Origin of the sequence: Terrisporobacter othiniensis (genome assembly GCF_000808015.1) — a bacterium.
GTDB lineage: Bacteria > Bacillota > Clostridia > Peptostreptococcales > Peptostreptococcaceae > Terrisporobacter > Terrisporobacter muris.
Genome location: NZ_JWHR01000047.1, coordinates 1 through 25,822, shown reverse-complemented (window position 1 = coordinate 25,822; position 25,822 = coordinate 1). Strand labels below are relative to the sequence as shown.

Annotated in this window: 25 protein-coding genes, 1 pseudogene and 1 other annotated feature; of the genes and pseudogenes, 21 read left to right on the top strand and 5 right to left on the bottom strand. The window is 28.1% G+C overall.

All coding sequences use genetic code 11. The features are described 5' to 3' along the window. The first annotated feature begins 1 nt into the window (after position 1). The 12 genes from QX51_RS04260 to QX51_RS04205 all read left to right on the top strand — a co-directional run bounded on the left by QX51_RS04260 (position 2) and on the right by QX51_RS04205 (position 15,007). Positions 2–574 (top strand): xanthine phosphoribosyltransferase, encoded by a 573-nt coding sequence (locus tag QX51_RS04260; protein ID WP_039678673.1) that lies wholly within the window; start codon positions 2–4, stop codon positions 572–574. Between the two features lie 233 nt (positions 575–807). Then, complete coding sequence (locus tag QX51_RS04255) at positions 808–4,053, top strand: sensor histidine kinase (protein ID WP_039678672.1); 3,246 nt, start codon at positions 808–810, stop codon at positions 4,051–4,053. A 175-nt stretch (positions 4,054–4,228) separates the two neighbouring features. Further along, the gene (locus QX51_RS04250) at positions 4,229–4,705 is read left to right on the top strand and encodes a glutathione peroxidase (protein WP_039678671.1); all 477 of its coding nucleotides are present in this window, start codon (positions 4,229–4,231) and stop codon (positions 4,703–4,705) included. Between the two features lie 315 nt (positions 4,706–5,020). Further along, entirely contained in the window at positions 5,021–5,947 is a 927-nt protein-coding gene (gene pstC / locus QX51_RS04245) for a phosphate ABC transporter permease subunit PstC (protein ID WP_330376035.1), read from the top strand. Between the two features lies 1 nt (position 5,948). Beyond that, a complete protein-coding gene (pstA, locus tag QX51_RS04240) occupies positions 5,949–6,773 on the top strand; it encodes a phosphate ABC transporter permease PstA (RefSeq protein WP_039678670.1) in 825 nt (274 codons plus the stop codon). A 28-nt stretch (positions 6,774–6,801) separates the two neighbouring features. Next, positions 6,802–7,566, top strand: coding sequence for a phosphate ABC transporter ATP-binding protein PstB (gene pstB / locus QX51_RS04235; RefSeq protein ID WP_039678669.1), 765 nt, complete (start codon positions 6,802–6,804; stop codon positions 7,564–7,566). Positions 7,567–7,596: 30 nt separating this feature from the next. Further along, entirely contained in the window at positions 7,597–8,253 is a 657-nt protein-coding gene (phoU, locus tag QX51_RS04230; protein WP_039678668.1) for a phosphate signaling complex protein PhoU, read from the top strand. A gap of 93 nt (positions 8,254–8,346) precedes the next feature. Next, positions 8,347–8,685 carry a hypothetical protein gene (locus tag QX51_RS04225; RefSeq protein WP_039678667.1) on the top strand — a complete coding sequence of 113 codons (339 nt, stop codon included), beginning with the start codon at positions 8,347–8,349 and terminating at the stop codon, positions 8,683–8,685. A gap of 45 nt (positions 8,686–8,730) precedes the next feature. Beyond that, the gene (locus QX51_RS04220) at positions 8,731–9,606 is read left to right on the top strand and encodes an FUSC family protein (protein WP_039678666.1); all 876 of its coding nucleotides are present in this window, start codon (positions 8,731–8,733) and stop codon (positions 9,604–9,606) included. Positions 9,607–9,728: 122 nt separating this feature from the next. Then, positions 9,729–10,373, top strand: a complete 645-nt coding sequence (locus tag QX51_RS04215) for a polysaccharide deacetylase family protein (protein WP_242842689.1) — start codon at positions 9,729–9,731, stop codon at positions 10,371–10,373. An 85-nt stretch (positions 10,374–10,458) separates the two neighbouring features. Continuing rightward, positions 10,459–10,683, top strand: a binding site (T-box leader). A 128-nt stretch (positions 10,684–10,811) separates the two neighbouring features. After that, the gene (locus tag QX51_RS04210) at positions 10,812–13,475 is read left to right on the top strand and encodes a valine--tRNA ligase (RefSeq protein ID WP_139045087.1); all 2,664 of its coding nucleotides are present in this window, start codon (positions 10,812–10,814) and stop codon (positions 13,473–13,475) included. A gap of 242 nt (positions 13,476–13,717) precedes the next feature. Beyond that, on the top strand, positions 13,718–15,007 hold the full coding sequence (locus QX51_RS04205; protein WP_039678664.1) for a bifunctional folylpolyglutamate synthase/dihydrofolate synthase: 1,290 nt from the start codon (positions 13,718–13,720) through the stop codon (positions 15,005–15,007). An 85-nt stretch (positions 15,008–15,092) separates the two neighbouring features. Here QX51_RS04205 and QX51_RS04200 read toward each other — a convergent pair whose 3' ends face one another. Continuing rightward, complete coding sequence (locus QX51_RS04200; protein ID WP_039678663.1) at positions 15,093–15,338, bottom strand: TIGR03905 family TSCPD domain-containing protein; 246 nt, start codon at positions 15,336–15,338, stop codon at positions 15,093–15,095. A 139-nt stretch (positions 15,339–15,477) separates the two neighbouring features. Here QX51_RS04200 and QX51_RS04195 point away from each other — a divergent pair, with 139 nt between their 5' ends. After that, positions 15,478–16,344, top strand: a complete 867-nt coding sequence (locus QX51_RS04195; RefSeq protein ID WP_039678662.1) for a YncE family protein — start codon at positions 15,478–15,480, stop codon at positions 16,342–16,344. 3 nt (positions 16,345–16,347) lie between these two features. On the opposite strand, the gene QX51_RS04190 is transcribed toward QX51_RS04195, so the two are convergent. Together QX51_RS04190 and QX51_RS04185 are read right to left on the bottom strand one after the other, a co-directional pair. After that, positions 16,348–16,884 (bottom strand): DUF4364 family protein, encoded by a 537-nt coding sequence (locus tag QX51_RS04190; protein WP_039678661.1) that lies wholly within the window; start codon positions 16,882–16,884, stop codon positions 16,348–16,350. A 140-nt stretch (positions 16,885–17,024) separates the two neighbouring features. After that, positions 17,025–17,231 (bottom strand): alpha/beta-type small acid-soluble spore protein, encoded by a 207-nt coding sequence (locus QX51_RS04185; protein WP_039678660.1) that lies wholly within the window; start codon positions 17,229–17,231, stop codon positions 17,025–17,027. 257 nt (positions 17,232–17,488) lie between these two features. Here QX51_RS04185 and QX51_RS04180 point away from each other — a divergent pair, with 257 nt between their 5' ends. The 7 genes from QX51_RS04180 (at position 17,489) to hpt (ending at position 23,811) form a co-directional block, all read left to right on the top strand. Continuing rightward, positions 17,489–18,259 (top strand): polysaccharide deacetylase family protein, encoded by a 771-nt coding sequence (locus tag QX51_RS04180; protein ID WP_039678659.1) that lies wholly within the window; start codon positions 17,489–17,491, stop codon positions 18,257–18,259. Positions 18,260–18,345: 86 nt separating this feature from the next. Next, complete coding sequence (locus tag QX51_RS04175) at positions 18,346–18,984, top strand: single-stranded DNA-binding protein (protein WP_052232871.1); 639 nt, start codon at positions 18,346–18,348, stop codon at positions 18,982–18,984. A 103-nt stretch (positions 18,985–19,087) separates the two neighbouring features. Next, positions 19,088–19,657, top strand: coding sequence for a class I SAM-dependent methyltransferase (locus QX51_RS04170; protein ID WP_039678657.1), 570 nt, complete (start codon positions 19,088–19,090; stop codon positions 19,655–19,657). Positions 19,658–19,753: 96 nt separating this feature from the next. After that, positions 19,754–19,903 carry a hypothetical protein gene (locus tag QX51_RS20850; RefSeq protein WP_200886378.1) on the top strand — a complete coding sequence of 50 codons (150 nt, stop codon included), beginning with the start codon at positions 19,754–19,756 and terminating at the stop codon, positions 19,901–19,903. Continuing rightward, complete coding sequence (locus tag QX51_RS04165) at positions 19,903–21,675, top strand: sigma-54 interaction domain-containing protein (protein WP_039678656.1); 1,773 nt, start codon at positions 19,903–19,905, stop codon at positions 21,673–21,675. The genes QX51_RS20850 and QX51_RS04165 overlap by 1 nt, the downstream gene beginning before the upstream one ends. 213 nt (positions 21,676–21,888) lie before the next feature. Continuing rightward, entirely contained in the window at positions 21,889–23,202 is a 1,314-nt protein-coding gene (locus tag QX51_RS04160) for an L-cysteine desulfidase family protein (RefSeq protein WP_039678655.1), read from the top strand. Positions 23,203–23,271: 69 nt separating this feature from the next. After that, positions 23,272–23,811 carry a hypoxanthine phosphoribosyltransferase gene (gene hpt / locus QX51_RS04155; RefSeq protein WP_039678654.1) on the top strand — a complete coding sequence of 180 codons (540 nt, stop codon included), beginning with the start codon at positions 23,272–23,274 and terminating at the stop codon, positions 23,809–23,811. Between the two features lie 93 nt (positions 23,812–23,904). On the opposite strand, the gene QX51_RS04150 is transcribed toward hpt, so the two are convergent. Further along, the gene (locus tag QX51_RS04150) at positions 23,905–24,543 is read right to left on the bottom strand and encodes a DUF488 domain-containing protein (RefSeq protein ID WP_277613756.1); all 639 of its coding nucleotides are present in this window, start codon (positions 24,541–24,543) and stop codon (positions 23,905–23,907) included. 581 nt (positions 24,544–25,124) lie between these two features. Here QX51_RS04150 and QX51_RS04145 point away from each other — a divergent pair. Continuing rightward, positions 25,125–25,400: a hypothetical protein gene (locus QX51_RS04145; RefSeq protein ID WP_039678653.1), complete on the top strand. Its 276-nt coding sequence runs from the start codon at positions 25,125–25,127 to the stop codon at positions 25,398–25,400. Positions 25,401–25,489: 89 nt separating this feature from the next. On the opposite strand, the pseudogene QX51_RS21150 reads toward QX51_RS04145, so the two are convergent. Continuing rightward, positions 25,490–25,822: pseudogene (locus QX51_RS21150) on the bottom strand (IS3 family transposase); the annotation flags it as partial.

The following is a 25,822-nucleotide window of genomic DNA, read 5'->3' as shown; positions in this document are numbered from 1 at the left end:
AATGAGAGAGTTAAAAGAGAGAATACTAAAAGATGGAAGAGCATTAAGTGAAACAGTATTAAAGGTAGATTCATTTTTAAATCATCAAGTGGATGCAAAATTAATGTATAATATGGGAACTTATTTCAAAGAATACTTTAAAAATCATGGAATAACTAGAATACTTACAATAGAAAGTTCAGGAATAGCTCCAACTGCTATGACTGCTCTTCAAATGGAGCTGCCAATGGTAACACTTAAAAAACAACAATCAAAAATATTAAATGGGGAAGTTTATCAAACAACAGTACACTCATTTACAAAAGTTATGGATTATGAATTAACTTTATCAAAAAAATATATAAATGCTGATGATAAAGTTCTTATAATAGATGACTTTCTTGCTAATGGGGAGGCGGCTTTAGGAGCTGCTAGATTAGTAGAAGAAGCTGGAGCAACTGTTGCTGGAATAGGAATTGTTATAGAAAAATCTTTCCAAGTTGGAAGAGGAAAGTTAGAAGAAAAGGGATATGATGTTTACTCTTTAGCTAGAATAGGTAAGCTTGGAGAAAATTTAATAGAGTTTTTAGATTAGAATTAAGTAAGAATCACACCTTAATTTTATCAGAAGTAAATTTTGATAATTAATAGGTGTGATTTTTATTTGCAATTAAAAATCATGAAATAGATTTTAATAAGAGTAGATAAAATTGATATTATAATCAAAATATCTAAAATTATTGAAATCATTGCATTAAGTATACTAACATATAAATATGACGTCAAATTAAAATATATTATATATTTGTTAATGAGAGGTAGTAAGATATGAAATTAAAAATAATAATAATTCTTATTTTACTTAATATTTTAATCCCTATAAAATCATATGCAGAAATATTAAGTGATTCAAAATTTGAAAGTATATCTATTGATGAAGGGCTTTCAAATGAATATGTAACATCCATATTTCAAGATAGTAAGGGATATATGTGGATAGGAACAAAGGATGGTCTGAATAGATATGATGGTGAAAATATAAAAATATATAATTGTAAAACTGAAGATAAAAATACTTTAAGTTCAACTTATATAACTGATGTAGAAGAAGACTCCGATGGGAACCTATGGATAGCTACTGATTATGGATTAGACTTTTTAGTCGCAGATACAGATAGTATTGTTAGAATGAAGGATTTGGAAAATGATAAATATAATTTAGGTAGCTTAAAAATCACCTCTTTATTGAAAAGTAATTATGATGAAAATATTATGTGGGTAGGTACAGAAGATGGTTTGATTAGAATAGATATTGCAAGTGAAAAAGCTGAAGCTTTTTATCATGATAAGAATGACTCAAACTCATTAACCAATTCGTCTATAACAGACTTAGAGGAGGGTGAAAATGGAACATTATGGGTTGGTACAAAACATGGAATAAATGTAATATATAAGAATTTTAAAGTAAATAGAAATAAAAATGAACTATATACAAATGATCTATTTATTTATCGTATATCAAGAGATAATTCAGGTAATGTGTGGATATCAACTAAAGAAGGTATTATTGTATATAATAAAAAAGAATATGAAAAGGGTTTTGTATGGATAATTGATGACGTTATTAAAGAATATGATATAAATAAGAAAAAAATATCTAATGTTTATGATACTGGATATAGCGAAATAGAGCTTAATAATAATTTTATATTTAATGATAGCAAAAATAACGCGTGGCTATCTAGCAGTTCTGGAGTAGTAAAAATCCAAGCAGACGAATATAAGATTGAAAAAATCAAGAAGAATTCAAATTTAAAAAACTCTATTTCTAGCAATGTTATAACATGTTTTTATGAAGATTCTAATGAAACAATGTGGATTGGAACTGATAAAGGAGCTAATATATTAAATGATGATATTCCACTTAACTATGTTAACAAAGAACAAGGTAAAGATATAGTATCTATAGTGCAACAGAATAATTATATATGGGTAGCTACTAAGTTTAATGGAATATATATATATGATTCAGAAAATGGAAATTTAGTAAAAAGAATGTATGAAGAGAGTGACTTTAATTTAAGTAATAGATATATAAAAAGTTTGTATAATATACATGATAAATATATTGTTATCGTAACGAATAAGGAAATAAAGTATATTGATACAGAGGAAAATACTTATGAAGAAGTACTAGTTGAAGATGGTTATAATGGAGAATTAAATTATTTATATGAAAATGGAAAATATATATGGGTAGCAACTGCAAAAGATTTTTATTGCACTGAAATAGATGATGGAAAGCGTGTATATTATAGTGAATATATGAAGGAACTTGGAATAAACCCAGGGCGTATAAAATATATATTACAGGACTATAAAGATGAAAATATTATTTGGTTAGGTGGAATTGATGTTGGATTAATAAAGTTTCATAAGGATAAGGGAGTTATAGAAAGATATACTAATGATCCTTCAAATAAGAATTCTTTAATTAATAATTATATAAATTGCATGATATTTGATAATAAAGGTAATTTATGGATAGGTAGTAATATAGGTCTTAGCAAATTTGATATAAAAGCTAATAGATTTACATCCTATACTACAGCTGAAGGTCTAACAAATAACTTTATAAATTCAATTCTTATTAGTGATAATGGTAATATTTGGATAAGCACTAATAAAGGTTTGAATAAGTTTGATGTGAAAAAGCAAGATTTTATTAATTTTACCCAAAAGGATGGTTTATATGGGTTTCAATTTAACTTAAACTCAAGCTTGAAACTTGAAAATGGAAATATGATATTTGGTAGCACAGATGGTTATACATACTTTGATCCAGATGATATAAAAAATTATAAAAAGATTGATAATGAAGTAGTAATTGGTGATATTTTTATCGGAGAAGATAAAGTTTTTTATGACGGAAATGAATTGATTTTAGGATATAAGGATAAAGATTTATCTATTAATTACTTCTTACCTAATTATGAGAATATAAATCATATAACTTATGAATATATGCTTGAAGGGATTGACTCAGACTGGCAATATGCTGATTCTCGCAGCCGTATAGACTTTAAATCATTAGAATCAGGAAAGTATACTTTAAAGATAAGAGCCAGAGGTGCCCATGGTGAATTAACTAAAGGAATAAGTATGAATATAAGGGTAAAAAATCCCATATGGAAAACACCTTTAGCTTATTTAATTTATATATTTATGACATTAGCATTATTCATTTACATATTTAATTACGTTAAGATATTACAGCATTTAGTAGATCAAAAAACAATGAAATTAAATAAGCAATTAGAAGAAAATAAAAAGCTAAGCAAGGAAATAATAGAGCATGAAAAATTTAAAAATAACTACTTTGTAAACTTATCTCATGAACTTAGAACTCCAATAAATATTATAGTATCAACAATACAGTTAATAAATTCTTTTGGTAGTAATCTTACATATGAAAAGATAAATCAGTATATGAATATCATAAGTAAAAATTGTGATAATTTATTAAAAATAATAAATGATATTATAGATAGTTCAAAGATAGAGACAGGAAAATATAAAATCCATAAAAAAAATAATGATATAGTATATATTGTGGAAGAAGCTGCACTTAATATGAGTAAATTTATTGAGGAAAACGGTTTAATCCTTATAATTGATCCAGATATAGAAGAAAAAACAATATCTTGTGATGAAACTGAAATACAAAGATGTATAGTTAACTTGTTAGCGAATGCAATTAAATTTACAGGAGAAGGTGGAGAAATTAGAGTATATATTAAAGAAGTTGAAAATAATATTGAGATAACTGTAGAAGATACAGGGATAGGAATATCGAAAGAGGATCAGGAGTTTATATTTAAACGATTCTCTCAAGTTGAGGGTACTGGACCTATAAATGTAAGTAGTAGTGGTATAGGCCTTACTCTTGTTAAGTATATAGCAGAACTTCACGGTGGAGATATTAGACTTGAAAGTGAACTTAATAAGGGTAGTAAGTTTACAATAATACTTCCTGATATATTAGAAAATATAGAGGCTAATAAAAATATATAACCTAGTTAGATATAGAGCTATGGTACAATGAATTAAAAAAGTTGTACTATAGCTCATTTTTATTGTTTTATTAATGAAAAATTTGATAAAGAGGATGATAGAGTTAAATTAAATTTATATAAATTATAATTAAAACAAAACTACAAATAAGCAATGTGAAAGAGAGAATAATAATATGAAATTTTATGATTTTTCGGCACTAAGAATTAATGGACAAGAAGTAAGTATGGATCAATACAAAGGAAAAGTAGTTTTAGTAGTAAATACTGCAAGCAAATGTGGATTAACGCCTCAATTTAAAGATTTAGAAGAAATATATCAAGAATATAGAGATATGGGACTTGAAATATTAGGTTTTCCTTGTAATCAGTTTGCCAACCAGGATTCTGGGAGCAATGAGGATATACATGAATTTTGCCAATTGAACTATGGTGTAACATTTACTATGTTCCAAAAAATATATGTAAACGGTGAGAATGAACATCCGCTTTATAAATATTTAAAAAATGAAACAAAAGGTATACTTGGAAAGCAAATAAAATGGAATTTTACTAAATTCTTAATTGATAGTGAAGGAAAAATGATTAAAAGATATGCACCTACTGTATTACCATCAAAAATAAAGAATGATATAGAAAAAATATTAAAATAAATAATGAATAAAAATCACTAGTATTCTAATGAATGCTAGTGATTTTTTAATTGATTTCTATTATTTGAAGTACCAATGAGAAAATATGTTGTTTATATAAGAAAATTGAAAAATTAACCATAGATAAAAATTGTTTGCAAATTCTTAACAAATCACTCGACAAAAAATGATGTGTTCCTACAAAATAATAAAATATTATATATTTTACATATACTTAACTTAAATCTAATATAATTTTAACTTTCGACTTGTATCATTGAATTGTAGGAATACAAAGAACAATAAAAATAAATAAATTAATAAGGGGGAAATGTTTTGATTAATCAACATATAACAGGAAAAAATCAAATCGTCGCCAAAAATAAAAATAAAAACAACAATAGAAAATATTTAATAGAGAATATATCAAAAAACGTATTTATGATAAGTGCATGGATATCAGTAATAAGTTTATTACTGATTATAGGATTCGTATTTTATAAAGGTTTAACACCATTCCTATTTAAAGGTTATTCATTTGTAGATTTTTTAACGGGAACAGATTGGTTACCTAATTCAAATAAATTTGGTGTGGCACCGATGATAGTAGCTTCCACAGCAGCTACAATAGGTTCTTTAATAATAGGAGTTCCAATAGGAATATTTACAGCAGTATTTTTAGCTGAAATTGCACCAAAACCTGTGCAAAAAATTGTATCACCAGCAGTAGAATTACTTGCCGGAATACCTTCTGTATTATATGGATTATTTGGATTAGCATTTATAGTACCAAATATTCAAAAACTATTAAACTTGCCAAAAGGTCAAAGTTTATTAGCTGTAATATTAGTTTTATCAATAATGATGTTACCGACGATAATATCAGTTTCACAAACAGCAATAAAAGCAGTGCCTAAAGCTTATAAAGAAGGATCGCTAGCTCTTGGAGCATCAAAAATAGAAACTATTTTTAAGGTTGTTTTACCAGCAGCAAAATCAGGAATATTAGCAGCAGTAGTACTAGGGATAGGTAGAGCGATAGGAGAAACAATGGCAGTTATATTGGTTGCAGGAAACTCACCTGTTATACCAACTTCTATTGTAGATAGTGTAAGACCTTTAACTACGAACATAGCGCTTGAGATGGGATATGCATATGGAACTCATCAAGAAATGCTATTTGCTACTGGAGTTGTATTATTCATGTTTATATTAATACTTAACTTAGTATTAAGAAAACTTACTAGTAAGGGAGAGCAGTAAGATGAGAAAATTTAAAGATAATTTTTTAAGCTTTCTATTATATCTATCATCTTTCGTAACAGTTGGATTATTAGTGTTAATAGTAGGGTTTATATTTGTTAATGGAATCAAAGGAATTAATTTAAGTTATATATTTAGTGATTACTCAGCATCAGGAGATGGTGGAATTTTACCAATGATAGTAAGTACTGTGTATATGGTACTAGTTTCTATCGTAATAGCAACACCAATAGGAATCTTATCAGCTATATATCTTCATGAATATGCGAAAAAAGGTAAAGTAGTTGAGATAATAAGATTTGCAACAGAATGTTTAGCAGGGATACCATCAATAATTTATGGTTTGTTTGGAGGAATATTCTTTGTTGTAACATTAAAAATGCAATATTCAATAATAGCAGGGGCTTTGACAGTAGCTATAATAATACTTCCTGTAATTATAAGAACAACAGAAGAAGCATTAAAAACTGTGCCAAATGAATTTAGAGAAGGATCTTTGGCCATGGGAGCTACACAGTTCCAAACTTTATATAAGGTTATATTACCAAGTGCGCTTCCAGGGATATTATCAGGAGTTATATTATCAATAGGACGTGTAATTGGTGAATCAGCAGCTATATTATTAACAGCAGGAACAGTTGCTAGTATGCCAACAAGTATATTTGACAGTGCGAGAACATTGACTGTTCATTCATATCTTTTAACAAAGGAAATGGGTGATATAAGCGGAGCAGCTAGTGTAGGTATAGTATTAATTGTAATAGTCTTAATTTTAAATACGAGTACAAAGCTAATTGCTAAAAAATTAAGTAAGGGTAATGTATAGTTGTTATGATATAAAAGGAGATAATAATATGAGTATGAATAATTCAAATAAATTAAGTGTTAGAGATTTAGATTTATTTTATGGAGAAAAGCAGGCTTTAATTAAAATTAATATGGATATTAAATCAAATAAAGTAACAGCATTAATAGGTCCATCTGGATGTGGAAAATCAACTTTTTTAAGAACTTTAAACAGAATGAATGATTTGATAGATGATGTGAAGATAAAAGGAATTGTAAAAGTTGACGGAGAAGATATTTATAAAAATAATGATGTAATAAAATTAAGAACAAAAATAGGAATGGTATTTCAAAAACCAAACTTATTTCCAATGAGTATTTATGATAACGTAGCCTATGGACCTAGAGTGCATGGAATAAAAGATAAAAAAAGCTTAGACAAAATAGTAGAAGAAAGTTTAAAAGGAGCAGCTATCTGGGATGAAGTAAAAGATAGGTTAAAATCTCCAGCCCTTGGTTTATCTGGTGGACAGCAACAAAGAGTATGTATAGCTAGAACTATAGCTATGAAGCCAGATGTAATCTTAATGGATGAACCAACTTCAGCTCTTGACCCTATATCTACAGCAAAAGTTGAAGACTTAATCTTTGAATTAAAAAAAGATTATACCATTGTAATAGTTACTCATAATATGCAACAAGCAGCACGTATATCAGATGAAACAGGTTTCTTTTTAAATGGTGAATTAATAGAGTATAATAATACTAAAGAAATATTCACTGTACCATCTGATAAGAGAACAGAGGATTATATTACAGGAAGATTTGGTTAAGATTAATTATTTAAGAAAGAGGGGCAAATAATGGTTATTACTAATTTAGATGTAAGTATACAATCTCTTAAAGAATATACTTTAAGAATGATTGAAAAGTGTCAGGAGTCTGTGGATTTATCAGTAGAATACATGATAAAAAAAGACATGAAAAATACAAAAAAAGTAATTAGAGAAGATGATGATATTGATATATTAAGGGAGTATATAAGAGATAGAAGTATAGAACTTATGGCATTAAAGCAACCTTTAGCTAGGGACTTAAGATATATTTATGCTCTTTGTGATATATCTACAGAATTAGAAAGAATAGGTGACTATGCAGCTAATATATGTAGAGAAAGTTTAGAAATTGGAGAAGAGGTATTTATAAAAGAGTTAATAGACATACCCATAATGAAAGAAATTTGCTGTGAAATGCTTAAAGATTTATGGGATGCATTAAGTGATGATAATGCAAATTTAGCTTATGAAATAGCACAAAAAGATAACGAAATAGATGAATTATATGAAAGAGTAAGACAAGATTGTTTACAAGTTATGCATAATAATCCAGATGAAAATATTAATCAAGGAATGAGATTAGTATTTATAGGAAGATATCTCGAAAGGATTGGAGATCATATAACTAATATATGTGAAAAAATTATCTATGCAAAAAATGGTGAGATGATAGAAATTGGATAGATTTTAAAAAATAAAACTGTTTAAAGCAGTTTTATTTTTTTTAAGCATATATTTATAGTAGCTAATTTTAATAAAAATGTATGAGGTGATTAAATGAGCAACTACTATGAATATTGTAGGGGTTTGGCTATAAATTATTATCCTAAAATTTATAATGATATTAATGTTGAAATAAAAAAGGTACTTAGAGAAACTTCACAAAGTATATTGCTACCTTTTCCAAGTAGAGATAATTTTGATGATTTAGTTGATAAAATTTACTTAGGTTATAAAGAACAAGTTTATAAAGATATGAATGAAGGTCAAATTTATTATATGCACTTTTGCAATGATGATTTGACTAGGACGATAAAAGATTTAATATCAATACTTCTTATTAATACGCTGTTAGATAATAGAAAATTGTTAAAAAACTATCCATGTTACTACTAAATATATTATACTAAGAAGGACAAATGACATTGGTGGAGGAACAAAATGCGGTTACGAAATATTATAGGCATGAGGACTATGAAGACAGGAATAGCAGTAATGTTGTGCTGTATATTAACTAGATTTGCTGTGGACAATATGTTCTACTGTGCTACAGCTTGTGTAGTGACTATGCAAGATACAATAAAGACATCTTTTAAAATGGGGTCACAAAGAGTATTGGGGACATTAATAGGGGGAATAGTAGGATTTTTACTTGTATTAATATCCCCAGCAAACCCGATTTTATGTGGAATAGGAATTATGATAGTTATAAAATTCTGCGAAGTATTTAAGTTATCTTCTTTAGTAGTATCTAGTGTTACATTTTTCTCTTTATACTTGGGATATATTAATAGTGCGCCACTAGTATATTCTATCCAAAGGGTAATAGATACATCTGTAGGTGTTATTATGGGGCTTATTATTAATTATAGTGTGGCAAGACCAAATTATTATGACAATACTATGAATGAGTTTAAAAAGATAAAATTACAATGTAAGGAAAGTTTAAAAAATATAGCTATTGGTAAGAAAGATTTAAAAATTGATTATATTGAAAATAATATAAAAACATCAGAGGTATTCTATTCAAAGCTTATAGATGAATTAAACTATAGTAAGGGAAATTTTAATCTGGATATTATAGACAAATCTTTAGACTTATGTAGACAAATATATTTCCACATGAAGTCCATAGAATTATTAGAGAAAGAATTATTTTTGACTAAAGATAATTATAAAAAATTAAGGAAGCTTTATAAAAATGAAACAATTTTATTGAAAGTTAAAGAAAGTGATAGTCCTGTATTTAACTTTCACTTAAGTAAAGTGATAGAAAAAACAAAATTATTAGAAGAATTAATAGGTTTAGATAATTAATTTTAAGTCGTATAAAAGTATGACATAAAGGAAACAATGACTGTATAAAATATAATTTGAAGAAGTGATTATAAATGACAAGAAAAAGGAAAAACATAATAATAAAATCATTTATTTTTTTTATGTTAATTACAGCAAGTGTTTTATTAGTTAATAGTGATGTGGTTAATGGTGCAGAAAGTGAGAAAGTTGCATATATCACATTTGATGATGGGCCGTCTAAATATACTAGTCAAATAATTGATATATTAGATAAGAATGATGTCAAAGGAACATTCTTTATGGTAAATGACAATATGATAGTATTTAAAAATGTTGTTAGGAGAATGAATTCTGAAGGTCATGGAACTGGATTCCATGGAGTTACTCACGATATAAATGAATTATATAAAACAGAAGATTCAGCTATAGAAGAGTTTAGAACTTGTAAGAGAACATTCTATAAGATAACAGGCGAAACATCAAGGTTAGTAAGAATACCATTTGGTAGTAAACCATATATGCTAGAAAGTATCTATAAAAAATTTATTGATGAAGGCTTTTTAGTTTGGGATTGGACTATTGATACAGAGGACTGGAAATCATCACAAGACCAAATAGTAAGTAATATATTGTACTATGCAAGAGAAACTGATGAAATAGTAATATTGTTACACGAAAACCAAAGAACAGTAGATTGCTTAAACAATATTATAGCTATATTAAAAGAAAGAGGATATGACATAAGACCTATAACTGAAGATTTAAAGCCAAAGAACTTTTGGTAACCTTTTATAAGGTGTAGAATAATATATAATTAAATTGACAATAATCCTAAAAATTAGTTATAATAAATATTAATAATAATTTCATATAAAAACTGTGAAAAAGAGGAGTATGTAAATATACTAAAAGAGAGGAAAACTCATAGCTGGAAGGTTTTCTTAGTCAATATCTACAGAAGGTAGCTTTGGAGTTTCTAAGCTGAACTAATAGTAAGTTTAGACGGTGAGAATCGTTAAAATCTATTAAGAGCCATAGTATATAATCATATCTATTATGGAATTAAGGTGGTAACGCGAGCTTTTCGTCCTTATTTATAGGATGAAAGGCTCTTTTTATATTTAATTAAAATTATATTTTATCTGTTTTAGGATAAATTTTATAATCATAAATACCAATTAATTTGAAAAATAAGAAATAAACAATATAAGGAGGAAGAAACAATGGCAATAAAAAACTTATCGAAAACTTATGATCCAAAAGATTTTGAAAAAAGACTTTATGCTGAATGGTTAGAAAAAGGTTACTTTAAGTCAAGTCCAAATCCAGATAAAAAACCATTCTGCATAGTTTTACCCCCACCAAATATAACAGGACAATTACACATGGGACATGCTCTTGACCATACTTTACAAGATGTTCTTATAAGATGGAAACGTATGGATGGTTATGAAGCTCTATGGCAACCAGGAACAGACCATGCTTCTATAGCAACAGAAGTTAAGGTTGTTGAGAGAATAAAAGAGCAAGAAGGAAAAACTAAGTATGAAATAGGAAGAGAAGAATTCCTAAAAAGAGCTATGGACTGGAAAGAAGAGTTTGGTGGAATAATAGTAGAACAAATGAAACAATTAGGAAACTCTTGTGACTGGGATAGAGAAAGATTTACAATGGATAAAGGATGTAACGAAGCTGTTACTGACTTCTTTGTAAAACTTTATGAAAAAGGTCAAATATATAGAGGAAACAGAATAATAAACTGGTGTCCAGACTGTAAAACTACTTTATCTGATGCTGAAGTTGAGCATGAAGAGAAAGATGGAAACTTCTATCACATAAAATACTTCTTAAAAGATAGTGATGAATTTTTAGAAATAGCTACAACTAGACCAGAAACTATGCTTGGAGATACAGGTATAGCTGTTAACCCAGAAGATGAGAGATATGCTCACTTAGTAGGAAAAACTGCAATACTTCCATTAGTAGGAAGAGAACTTCCAATAGTTGCTGATGACTATGTAGATAAAGATTTCGGTTCAGGAGCAGTTAAAATGACTCCAGCTCACGACCCTAACGATTTTGGTGTTGGTCAAAGACATAACTTAGAAGAAATCAACGTTATGAACGAAGATGGAACTATGAATGAACTTGCTGGTAAATACCAAGGTATGGACAGATACGAATGTAGAAAACAATTAATGAAAGATTTAGAAGAAGCAGGATATGTTATAGCTATAAAAGACCATCCACATGCAGTTGGTACTTGCTACAGATGTCATACTGTAATAGAGCCAAGACTTTCTGAGCAATGGTTTGTTAAAATGGATGAATTAGCTAAACCTGCTATAGATATATTAAAATCAAAAGAATTAGAATTTGTACCAGAAAGATATGACAAAACATATTTACAATGGTTAGAAAATATAAGAGACTGGTGTATATCTAGACAGTTATGGTGGGGTCACCAAATACCTGCTTACTACTGTCAAGAATGTGGTGAAGTTATAGTAGCTAAAGAAAAACCAGAAGCATGTAAATGTGGATGCTCTGACTTAAAACAAGATGAAGACGTACTAGATACTTGGTTCTCATCTGCTTTATGGCCTTTCTCAACATTAGGATGGCCTCATAACACTGAAGAATTAGAATACTACTATCCAACTAATGTACTTGTTACTGGATACGATATAATATTCTTCTGGGTTGTAAGAATGGCATTTGCAGGAATGTTCTGTATGAACGAAAAACCATTTGACCACGTATTAATACATGGACTTGTTAGAGACTCTCAAGGTAGAAAAATGAGTAAGTCTTTAGGAAATGGTATAGATCCACTTGAAGTAATAGACCAATACGGAGCTGATGCTTTAAGATTCATGTTAGTAACAGGAAACTCTCCAGGAAATGATATGAGATTCTACATGGAAAGAGTTGAAGCAGCTAGAAACTTTGCTAATAAGTTATGGAATGCATCTAGATTCGTATTCATGAACATAGATGAAGAAATAATGAATGGAGTAACTAGAGAATCTGTAGAAGCTAACTTAACAATAGCAGATAAATGGATAATATCTAGAGCTAACAATGTTGTTAAAGAAGTTATAGACAACATGGACAAGTTTGACTTAGGTATAGCAGCACAAAAAATCTATGACTTTGCATGGACAGAGTACTGTGACTGGTATATAGAAATAGTTAAACCAAGATTATATGGAGATGATGTAGAAGCTAAGAAAGCTGCTCTATACACATTAACCTATGTTCTTGAAACTATATTAAAATTATTACACCCATATATGCCTTTCATAACAGAAGAAATATATACTTATCTTCCAACTGTAGAAGGAAGCATAGTTATAGCTAACTGGCCTCACTACAAAGAAGAAGATAACATGGCAAGTGAAGAAGAAATGATGGAACTTGCTATGGATGGCATAAGAAATATAAGAAATGCTAGAGCTGAAATGGATGTTCCACCATCTAAGAAAGCTAAAGTAATAATAGTTCCAACTGAAGAAAAAAAATCAGCAGTAGAATCTACTAAAGAGTACTTTGTAACTTTAGCATCAGCTTCAATGGTAGAAATAGCTGACAATGAAAATAACATACCAGAAGACGCTGTATCAGTTGTTATAAATGGAGCTAAAATATTTATACCACTTGATGAATTGGTTGACTTCGAAAAAGAAAAAGAAAGGCTAACTAAAGAAAAAGCTAAATTAGAAGGCGAAATAAAAAGAGTTAATGGAAAACTTTCTAACCAAGGTTTCTTAGCTAAAGCACCAGAAAGTTTAGTTAACGAAGAGAAAGCCAAAAAAGAGAAATTCGAAGAGATGATGAAATCAGTTCTTGAAAGACTTGAAAATATAGAATCAAAAATAAAATAATCTCTAGCGAGATTATGGCGCCAATGAATTAGCTTTGCTAGCGTTTCAGCTAACTCCTTTGCTTAAAATAATATAAAGAAGGTCATGTCTGTAAAATTTTTATAGACATGACCTTTTAAATTTATTTCAAATCATGTGATAAACCTCAAAATGTATTATAATAAACTATAGATACTTAAATTTTGAAAAAAATAAGGAAGAATTATATATAAACACTTAAATTTAGTCGAGGGGGAAAGAAAATGAATTACCAGGAGGCATTAGAGTTTATCGAACAATCACATAAGTTTGGAATGAGATTAGGCTTAGAAAACTCTTTTAAATTATTAGAACTATTAGGAAATCCACAGGACAAGCTTAAATTTGTGCATGTGGCTGGAACGAATGGAAAAGGTTCTGTATGTTCTTTTATCTCAAATACATTAAAAGAGCAAGGATATAAGGTGGGTCTTTATACATCTCCATATTTGGAAACTTTTACAGAAAGAATAAGACTTAATGGAAATAACATACCAGAGGAAGATGTTGCAAGAATAATTACTATAATGAAAGAAAAAATAGAGCAAATGGCATCAGATGGCTTTGCATATCCTACTGAGTTTGAAATAGAAACTGCCATGGCATTTTACTATTACTGGGAGCAACAAGCAGACTATGTAGTGCTTGAAGTTGGTTTAGGAGGAAGATATGATGCTACAAATGTAATCAAATCACCCCTAGCGAGTGTAATAGTTTCTCTTAGCTTAGATCATATAGGAATTCTAGGAGATACCTTAGGCAAAATAGCTTATGAAAAAGCAGGAATAATAAAAGAAGATAGTATTGCTGTTGTTTACAAACAAAAGCCAGAAGCAGAAGAAGTTATAAAAGATGTATGTAAAGAAAAAAATACTAAATATATAGAAGCTGATTTTGAACATTTAGTAATTAAAAAATCTGATGTAAACTCACAAGTATTTGATTGTAAAATATTAGATGAAAAATTTGAAAATATGGAAATAAGCCTAATAGGAGAGCATCAAGTAAATAATGCTGTGTTGGCTTTAACAGTAATAAAGGTATTAAGAGATGAGAGACAGGTGGAAATTAGTAATGAAGCTATGAGAAGAGCGTTCTTAAATACTAGATGGCCAGGTAGAATCGAAAAGATTAAGGATAATCCTATATTTATAATAGATGGAGCTCATAATGAAGATGGAGCTAGATCTTTATCTAAAGCCTTAGAAAAGCACTTTAAAGGAAAAAAAATGATCTTATTAATAGGAATGCTAAAAGATAAGGACATTGACAGTGTTCTTGAAATACTTATAGATAAGTTTGATAAAGTTATTACAACTACTCCAGATAGTGATAGAGCTATAAGCTGTAATGAATTAAAAGAAAAGATAGAAAAACACGTTAATGATGTAACTGCGATTCCTAAAATAGAAGATGCCGTGAAATATGCATTAAAAAATGCTAAAGAAGATGATGTAATAATTTCCGCTGGTTCTTTATATATGATAGGTCATGTTAGACAATTAGTTAAATAAAAATTAGGTTTAAAATATAAAAAAGGTGGTTTTTTACCACCTTTTTTACTGTTTTAACCAAGATATGCCTCAAACTTATTAAACTTTATAATGCTTCAATTATTGCTTTTGATAATTGATCTGGACATGAAGTATTCTTAGAACCACAAGTAGTTCCTTCTAACTTTTTAGCTACATCCTTAGCATCTTGACCAACTATCAATTTGCTTATACCTGATAAGTTTCCATTACATCCACCTTCAAAGTTAGCCTCTTGTATTATATTATTTTCATCAACTTCTAAAGTTATTTGACGGCAACAAACACCGCTAGTTTTAAATTCTATTTTCATATACTTACACTCCTTGTTAAAAAATATTCCAATGAATATGATAACAATAGAAATAATATAAAGCAACTATAATAGAATAATTATATATTTTATCTAATATATTATTATAGTATAGAAAACATAGAAGGGAGGATAATCTATGAAGCTGTATGTTTCAAACTATCTATCAAAAAGCATTAGCATAATAGACTATGAGACTCTAACTTTAGAGAAAGAAATTAAACTAGACGAAAATATATATCCACATCACTTTTGTATAGATAAAGACAATAATAAAATGTATTTGCCCAGTTCTAGTAATGGTATCTTGTATGTTTTAGACATGAATGAGGAAAAAATAATAGACTCTTCATCAATTGGAGGAAGTTTAACTCAAATAGCTATGTTTGAGGAAGAAGTGTTTATTGCCAATGAGGATTCGAATAGCATTTATTTTATGGATAAAAATACGTTAGACCCCATAGGTATGATTTGCGTGGATGACATGCCTCACGGTTTTTGCTTTGATTTACCTAGAAAAAAATTATATGTTCCTTGTATGGATTCAATTACATGTATTGATATTATTAATAAAGTTATAGAAAGTAAAATAGATATAGATTTTAAATCATGGCATGTACAATTAGATAAGTATAAGAGCGAGATTTACGTATCAACCTTAGATGGAAAAGTAGTGATTATTGATGAAGATACTTTGATGACAAAAAAAGTTTTTGATGAATTTTTACTTCCAGTACAGATATCTTTCAATTATAAGGATAAAAGGGTATATGTAGCAGATTTGGGATATAAAAATATAAAAATATTAGATTATAGTTTAGGAAAGTATATTGGCAATATAGATATAGATGGTATACCTCAGGGATTAGAAATCTCCCCAAATGAAGAAAGATTGTTCATATCAGATACTCAGAAAAACTCAGTAAAAGTATATGATACTTCTACAAATCAATTAATCAAGGAAATAAAAGTAGGAAAAGAGCCTACAACAATTATTTGTATGTAGGCCCTAGTGTATATCTCGGATCAATAAATTAATAACCTCTGCATACATATTAGAAGCATTGTTATTCCAATTATTGCATATTTGTTTTGCTTGTTTTTCTGATGAAACATTTAAATTTAAATCTATTAAGTTACTTTGGTTTTCAATAACTCTCAAATTAACAATAAACTCATTTTCACTTTGTTTTACAAAACTAGATTTAACCTGAGTATCAGCTAATAAACTTTCTTTATTATTTTTTATGTATTCGTCAATTTTGACTGCATAAGATTCTGGTATTCTATTTAAAAAGTACTCTAATGTTTCAAGGCCTTTTTGTGTTAGACAATAGTACTCTCTGCCAGAGTCTTTGTATGGCTTTATAAACTTAGAATCCATAAGTTGTGATAATATTTGTTGGAATGAAAAGTAATTCATCATTTCTGTTTCTAAAACAACTTGTGTCATCTGTGAGTTAGTTAAATCCATGTTTATTTTGTCCAAAATGTATAAAATTAAAAGTTTATGATATGCCAACTCTTCAGTTGAGTTTTCAAACATATTATTATCCTCCACTAAACTATTTATATTACTATATTAAACTAAATTATAAAAAAATAAAAGTGGTATTTAAAATAAAAAAATATATGATAAAGGCTACCTAATTAGGTAGCCTTATATTACTTGTTTTTTTATAAAAACTATTTACCTGCCATTTGCTTTTCAGCCATTTCAACTAACTTTTTAGTCATATATCCACCTACATAACCGTTTTGTCTTGCAGTTAAATTACCTTTGTCAATATTTTCGTAATTAGACATTCCTAATTCGCCAGCTATTTCTAATTTCATTTGATTTAATGCAGCTCTTGCCTCAGGTACGACTTGTCTGTTGTTAGAATTTGACATAGTAAAATTCCTCCTTGAGTTGAAATATATTTTTTTAACATCATTTGATGTTACTTATAATTTCTCCAAATACAAGATATATATTCTGAAAAATATATCCAAAAAAGTCGAATTTAGCAAAAAAATCGGAATTAGTATACATATTAATTTCACCAACTTGTATAAAAGAGTGACGAATTTTAGTAAATGCTTTTGTAATTTTTTTTTGTTTTTTTAAATAAATATATTGTAGGAGTATTTTATATAGGAGGTAAAAAATGAACTCAGCATATAAAAGAACAAAGGCTTTTGTTTTAAGTATAGTATTGTTCTTCGGAGCCTTATTTATTATAGGTTGTTTTGTATTAGGAATAAAAAATCTATGCTCTGCTTTTCAAGGATATGAAACACCTATAAATAGAGTTTACACAAAGGATAAAAAAGTTGCATTAACTTTTGATGTTGCTTGGGGAAGTGAGAATATTGAAGAAATACTAGACATATTAGACAAGCACAATGCAAAAGCTACATTTTTTTTAGTGGGTAGTTGGGTTGATGACAATGAAGAATTAGTTAAGGAAATACATAATAGAGGGCATGAAATTGGAAATCATTCAAACACACATAGTTCTTTTCCAGACATATCAAACAAACAAAAAATAGAAGAAATAATATCAACAGGTAACAAGATAGAAGATCTAACAGGCGAAAAAACTAATTTATTCAGACCACCTTTTGGAAAAGTAGATAAAGAAACCATGAATACCTGTAAATCTTTAGGATATTACACAATAAAATGGGATGTGGATTCTGGCGATTGGAAAAATATTGGTCCAGTGCATGTAGTAGATAGAGTAAGTAAAAATACTTCTTATGGTTCAATCATATTATTTCATGCAAATGTTAGGGATGTTAGTACATATTTAGAAGATGCTTTAACTAATTTAGAAAAGAAAGATTACTCAATGGTCACAGTTTCTAATCTAATTTACAAAAATAATTACAAAATTAACTCTTTTGGAGAGCAAAGTTTTCAGGAAGATGATTAAATGTAATAAAAAGTAAATACTATAAATATATTTATTGTAGAAGAAAAGATAAAGTTATAATTAACCATTTTGGGGGGATAAATAATATGATAATTGTTAAGGACGATACAAATGTTGTAAATTTAAAAGGTGAACTAGAAGATGAATTAGAATTCAGCCATGAAATCTTTGGAGAAAAGTTTTACAGCACAAAAATAAAAATTAATAGGCTAAGTAATTCTTATGATGTTCTTCCAATGACTATCTCAGAACGATTATTACAAGAAATAGATGTTGAGAATGAGAAATTGGTAAGTGTTGTTGGCCAACTAAGATCTTATAATAAAAATGTTGATAATAAAAATAAACTTGTTTTGACAGTATTTGTTCGAGAAATGAAAGCTATATCAGAGATTGATACAAAGGATCCTAATAGTATATTCTTAGATGGATATATATGTAAATCACCTATATATAGAAAAACACCACTTGGAAGAGAAATAACAGACCTACTAGTTGCAATTAATCGACCTTATAACAAGTCGGACTATATTCCATCAATAGTATGGGGAAGGAATGCAAAATTTGCAAAAAATCTTAATGTAGGGGACAGAATTCAAATGTGGGGAAGAGTACAAAGTAGAGTCTATGATAAAAAGTTAGAAGGGGGTAATTCAATTAAAAGAACAGCCTATGAAGTATCTGTATCAAAGATAAAAAAAGTTGATTTGGAAGATGAGGAATAAATTATATAATAAATAATATTATAATGTATTGAATACTTAATTAGGATTTATTATAATCTAATAATGACTGGAATTATACGAAATGCTTTATAGGGAGGATAACGTGGAAAGTTTACTATATCATAAATACGAATCATGTTCGGGATTACTTGAATTCTCTGAAGAGGTTCTATCATTTTTAAATAATATAAAACATAATATTGGTAGTAGAGTTTTACTAGTTGGGGAAGTTGGAGAACTAGGTAAGAGAATTAGAGCCTTTGGTGTTCAGGTGACTATCTTAGAACATAATCGTAGAGAAGAGATTTGCTTTTCTCATGTAATGAATGAAAATTGTACAGTAGTAAGTGGTCAATTAGAATATATGCCTTTCAATGATAACTATTTTGATAAGATTATAGTATTAGATTATTTAAATCATACAGCGGATTGTGATAAATCTGTAAAGGAAATCAGCAGGGTACTTAAATGTAATGGAGAAGTAATAGTTGAAGATTTAAATTTAAAGGATATAAAGGTTAAATTAAAGTATTTTAAACATAGAATTTGTGGAGATAATATACACTATAATTATCCTAGTGAAATACAAAACATATTTAAAAAATTTAAATTTGAAGGAACCCTAAAAGAAATAGAAAATAAAAGATACATTTATATAGGAAAAAAAAAGTAAAAGAGTTAGAATATAATTAAATAATATAATAAAAGACTAGGTTAACCTAGTCTTTTATTATATATTAAGAAAAAATTATAATAAGGAGAGATAAGAGTGGAATTAGGTATTAATTTTACAATTGTAGGAGCTGTAATGTTATTTGTAATTCTTATAACTATACAAATAACACTAAATAGAATATATGTTATTCTAAAAGACATAAGATCTTTACTAAATATAAAAAAAACGAAGGATAGATTATAATGAATGGCTTAAAAGATATAAAAAATGATATTCAAAACATAGCTGAAGCTATGCTTTCGGTTTTAGACATTGATGTTACGATAGTTGATGAAAATTTAATAAGAATAGCTGGAACAGGAATTTATTTAGATAAAATAGATGAAAGAGTAAATGGATATTCGGCTTTTAAAAAATGTTTAGAAGAGCAAGTATTAATTTATATCGATGATTCAGAGCAAAATGATATTTGTAAAGAATGTTCTAATAATGGTAATTGTAAAGAGTATGCAGAGGTATGCTGCCCAATCACTCTAGATGGCTATGCTTATGGGGTAGTGGGTCTTATAGCATTTAACGAGGAGCAATCTTCCATAATAACAAATAACGCAAAAGATTTAACAAACTTTTTAGGCAAAATGGCTGACCTAATATCTAATAAATTAAAAGCTCAAAATAAAACAGAAGAGTTAGAACTAGAAAAGAAGAAGCTGGAGATATTGCTAAATGGTATGAATAAAGCTGTAGTATCAATAGATACTAGAGGTAATATTGATAAGTACAATGTGAAATTTAGAGATATTTTTAATATAGAGGATGAAGAATTAGAAAATGGAAATATTTTTCAATTATTAGATTTTATAAAAAAACCATCAACCTTAGATTTTGAAAAATATAAAACTGGTATTTTTTATTATAAGAAACAAGGAAGAAACTTAAAAGGAATATATAATATTAGTGAAATAGTAGTTAAAAATAAATTAAAAGGGTATGTTATTGATTTCATTGAAAATAAAGAAGCAATAAAAAACTACAATAAAATTAATAAGGATTATAAAATCACATTAGATAATATTATTGGAAATAGTGAAATAATGGAGCATACAAAACAAAAGGCATTAATTGCAGCTAAGTCTAATTCTACTGTACTTATAACAGGTGAAAGTGGAACAGGGAAGGAACTTTTCGCTAGGGCTATTCATAATCATAGCGATAGAACAGACTATCCTTTTGTGGCAGTGAATTGTGCAGCTATACCAGACAATTTATTGGAAAGTGAATTATTTGGGTATGAGGAAGGAGCTTTTACAGGAGCTAAAAAAGGTGGAAAACTAGGTAAATTTGAGTTGGCTCATAAAGGTACTATATTTCTAGATGAAATAGGAGATATGAGTCTTCATTTGCAAGGAAAGCTTCTAAGAGTGCTGCAAGAAAGAGAGCTAGACAAAATTGGAGGAAAGTCCAATATATTTATTGATGTTAGAGTTATTGCAGCTACTAATAAAAACCTAGAAGATTTAGTTAAAAACGGAAAATTTAGAGAAGATTTATATTATAGATTAAAAGTAATACCAATAACTTTACCAACTTTAAGAGAACGTAAAAATGATATTCCTTTATTAATAGATTATATGATAAAAGAATATGCTCATAAGCTAAACAAGGATGTAATTGGTATAGAAGATGATGCTAGCAAGACTTTGGTTGATTATACATGGCCAGGTAATGTTAGAGAGCTACAAAATATAATTGAATATAGTATAAATATGTCAACTTCATCTTTATTAACATTAGATATTATACCTAATAATATAAAAGCCATATATTATGATGAAAAATCACATAAAGAAGAGGAAATAAGAACGCTAGAAGATTTAGAAAAAGAAGAAATAAGAAAGGCTTTTAATAAATATAAACATTATAAAAAAGATAAGGAATTAGTAGCAAAGGCATTGGGAATATCGAGGGCTACTTTATATAGAAAACTTGAAAAATATAATTTAATCTCAAAATGATACTAAAATCTCATTTTGAGATTTTTTTTCGCGGTTTTGAGATTTATATAATTCTTAGCAATTAAATAACTTATAAAAGTATATAAATTTGGCTTGTTAATCTCATTTTTTTATTTATAAAATATTAAAAAGTTGGCACAAAATTTGCTATATTATATTTTGAGAGCAATACAAAAATAATAATTTATTTTAAATTACTAGGAGGATTATAAAATGAGAGATTTAAGAACGAATTTAGTTGATATATTAAAGGCTGAAGTAAAACCAGCAGTAGGATGTACAGAGCCAGTTGCCGTAGCATTAGCTTGTGCAAAAGCAAAAGAACTATTAGGAGAAGAAATAGTAAAACATAAAGTATTAGTTAGCCCAAATGTTTACAAAAATGCAATGTGCGTTGGAATACCAGGAACTAACAGATTAGGATTAAAAATAGCTGTTGCTATGGGATTTGTTGGAGGAAAGTCTGAGGACGGATTAACTTTATTAGAAGGATTAAGTGATGAGCAAGTTAAAGAATCAGAAAAATATGTGGATGAAAATCCAATAAGTATAGAGCCTTTAGATACTAAGGAAAAGGTTGTTATAGAAGTAAGATTAGAAGGAAAAAACAATACATCAAGAGTTATAATAAAAACTAAACATGATAACTTTGTATTCTTACAAGCAAACGATTTAGTATTATTAGATGAAGCTGATGGATTCGCAGAAAAAGCTGAAGTACAAACTATAGAGAAAAAAGAAAATATAATGGATACTATAACTATACAAGAAATAGTTAAAAACGTTGAGAATATGAATTTAGAAGATATTAAATTCTTATTAGATGGTGTAACTATGAATATGGATATGGCAAAATACGGATTAGAAAATGAAATCGGTATAGGTGTTGGTAGAGGTATAAAAGAATCTATGGAAGAAGGATTATTAGGAGATGGAATAATGACAGAGGCTATGCTTTTAACAGCTGCAGCATCTGATGCAAGAATGGGTGGAGCAAAACTTCCTGTTATGAGTTCAAATGGATCTGGAAACCATGGATTAACAGCGATACTTCCAATTGTTGCTTACGGCTTAAAATACCCACAAAGTGATGAAAGAATGGCAAAAGCTCTTGCTATATCTCATTTAGTAACTGCTTATGTTAAAAACTATACAGGAAGACTTTCAGCAGTTTGTGGCTGTGGTGTGGCAGCATCAACAGGAGCTAGTGCAGGTATATCTTGGTTAATGGATGGAAATATTAATCATATATATGGTGCTATAGAAAATATGATAGCTGACTTAAGTGGTATGATTTGTGATGGAGCAAAAGCAGGTTGTGCACTAAAATTATCTTCAGCAGCATCAGCAGCAGTTCAAAGTGCTGTTATAGCAAAACAAGGATACGCAGTACCACCACTTAATGGTATAGTTGGAACACAAGTTGAACAATCTATACAAAATTTAGGTAGAGTTAGTGATAAAGGAATGCAAATAACAGACGAAATAATATTAAATGTAATGAATGATATGAACAAGGTTGATTAAAACTATCTTGCAAAAGAAGTTAATCTTTTATAAAATGGAAATATCATCATTTATTTAGGAGGTTAATCAATGGATATTGATAAAAAAGTATGGGAAGTTCTATGCTCGGAAGAACAATTAAAAAATAGAATAAAAGAATTAGGAGAAGAACTTTCAAAAGATTACCAAGGTAAAAAATTAATGGTTGTATCTCTATTAAAAGGTAGCTTCATTTTCTGCTCTGATTTAGTTAGAGCACTAGATATACCAGTAAGAATAGAATTTATGACAACTTCAAGTTACGGACATGGAACAGCTTCTTCAGGAAGAGTTCAAATAGTAAATGACATAAAATCTGATTTAGAGGGATATGATGTATTAGTTGTTGATGATATAACAGATTCAGCTCATACTATGGCTCATGTTATGAATCATTTAGGATCTAAAAGCCCAGCAAGCATAAAATGTTGTGTATTACTGGATAAACCAAGTAGAAGAGAAGTAGACTTAGTGCCTGATTACTGTGGATTTACAATAGAAGATAAATTCGTTGTAGGATACGGATTAAACTATGGCGATTATTATAGAAATATACCATATGTATTTGCAGTAACAGATCAAGATAGATAATAAGATGAAAGGGGGGGTAACATTTTTGTTATCCTCCTTGAATTTTGTATAAATTTGTTTTAAAAAGATTTATATAAATAATGATTAGATTGTTTACTTATCATTTAACTTTTCTATTCTATACCCAATTTCTTTATTAGCTAGTTTGTAACTTTCATTAATCATATCATCTTTACTCATATCATTACCTAATAAAGCATCTATTGTAAGTTGATTTCTCTTATCAAAGTATTTTTCTAACAAAAGTTCTTCCAAATCAGTTTGTGATTTTAAGTTACCTTCGTGCATTATATGCTTTACATTAAAGCCTTCTTTTACCAGCTGTTTACCGACTAATATAGCTCGAGGGCATCTAATAGGATCTTGCATGGCGGCAAGTAGAACTATTTTGTATCCTTTGTCACAACCTACTTTCAATCTCTGTACACCTTTTTTAAAATCATCTTCTAAAATAACTTTTTCAAAGTCAGCATAGCCTTCCTTGTTATAACTTTTTCTAGTTTTTCTCTTGGCTCCAAATTCGTCAGCCATATAAATGTATGTGTAACCAAGTTTTTTTAGATTTTCCTGGAATAATTCTTTGTTATATTGGGTATTGTACTTGGAATAAGGAATAGCCCTTATATCAACAACACAATTTATGTTATATTTTTGTAGAATTTTTATTAATTTATCAAAAGGGTAATTAGAGTGACCTAGTGTATATATTTCTATTTCAATCACTTCCTTCATATGTTTGATTATATAAATATAATACCCTAATTTTCTTATGAAATATTTAAAATATATTTATTTGAAATTAAAAACTAACTTATAATCCATTAATTAAATTAATATAAAAATATTTTGAATTATACTTTGGCAATATATATTATATTTGAGCAATATGATAAGATAATTTATAGCTAAAATATGGTAAGCAAAAGACGAGTGGGACAGAAGATGAAAAAATTATAATTATGGGGTTGGTAATTATAATGTCTGTGACTGGATGCACAGCAAAAGGAGATGTTAGTCTAGAAGATTATTTTGGTGAATTGATAAATAAACCATTTAAATAAATTTCTATGGATAAAGTTAAAAATCATTAAAAGATTTTGAGTATGAATACGAATTACATGAATATTCTAAGGAAGATACATCTGGATTTGAGGGGGATATGGAAATACCAGATATATCAGATAACAAGTTTAAAGATAAAGTGTCAAATTTTACAAAGGGTGAGAGATAAGGATTTACATAAAAGTAGATCTATATATTAATTACTACAAAAGTAATAAAAAAGTAGTTTATAATTTATTTGAGGTGATAAAATGGATAAGGATATATTTAATAAACTAGATATTATGGATCAAATAGCATTTGTAAATAAAAAACTTAAAGAAGGATATAGCTTATCAAAATTAGATAATGAAAATATAATTAGTTCGAGAAAAACTGTATCAAATAGATTTAAAAAAGTGGGATATGAATTAAATAAGGGAAGTAATCAGTATGAAAATACTATTGAAATAGTTAAGCCAAAAGATAAAGAAATAATCACCACAAATACACAAAAACAAGAAAGTAGTAAAATAGTAGTACGGTGAGATCAAGTAAATAACAAGGCTTTAGAACAACTTATATTAAATTATGCTGATATGAATGATAAATTGAATGAGGTTTATAAGTGGTATCAAGAAAGTAGTAATATATCAATAGTTTTAGTAGCAATTTTTATAGCTAAACTTTTTGATAAATAATGTGATAATATTTCATTAGTTGATGAATCTTTTATCGTAGATAAATATGCCATTTTTCCATTGCCATAAGGCATATACGTGATATCTATTAACAATAATTTCCGTGGTATATTTTACTTGAATTCTCTATTTAATTTATTTAGAACAACCCTATGCTCTTTAGTTGCCTTAGCTATACGTTTATAAGGATTAGATTTACGTATTGGACAAATAATATTATATTTGCGCATTATTCTTTGGATTTTCTTTCTATTTATTATTACTCCAAA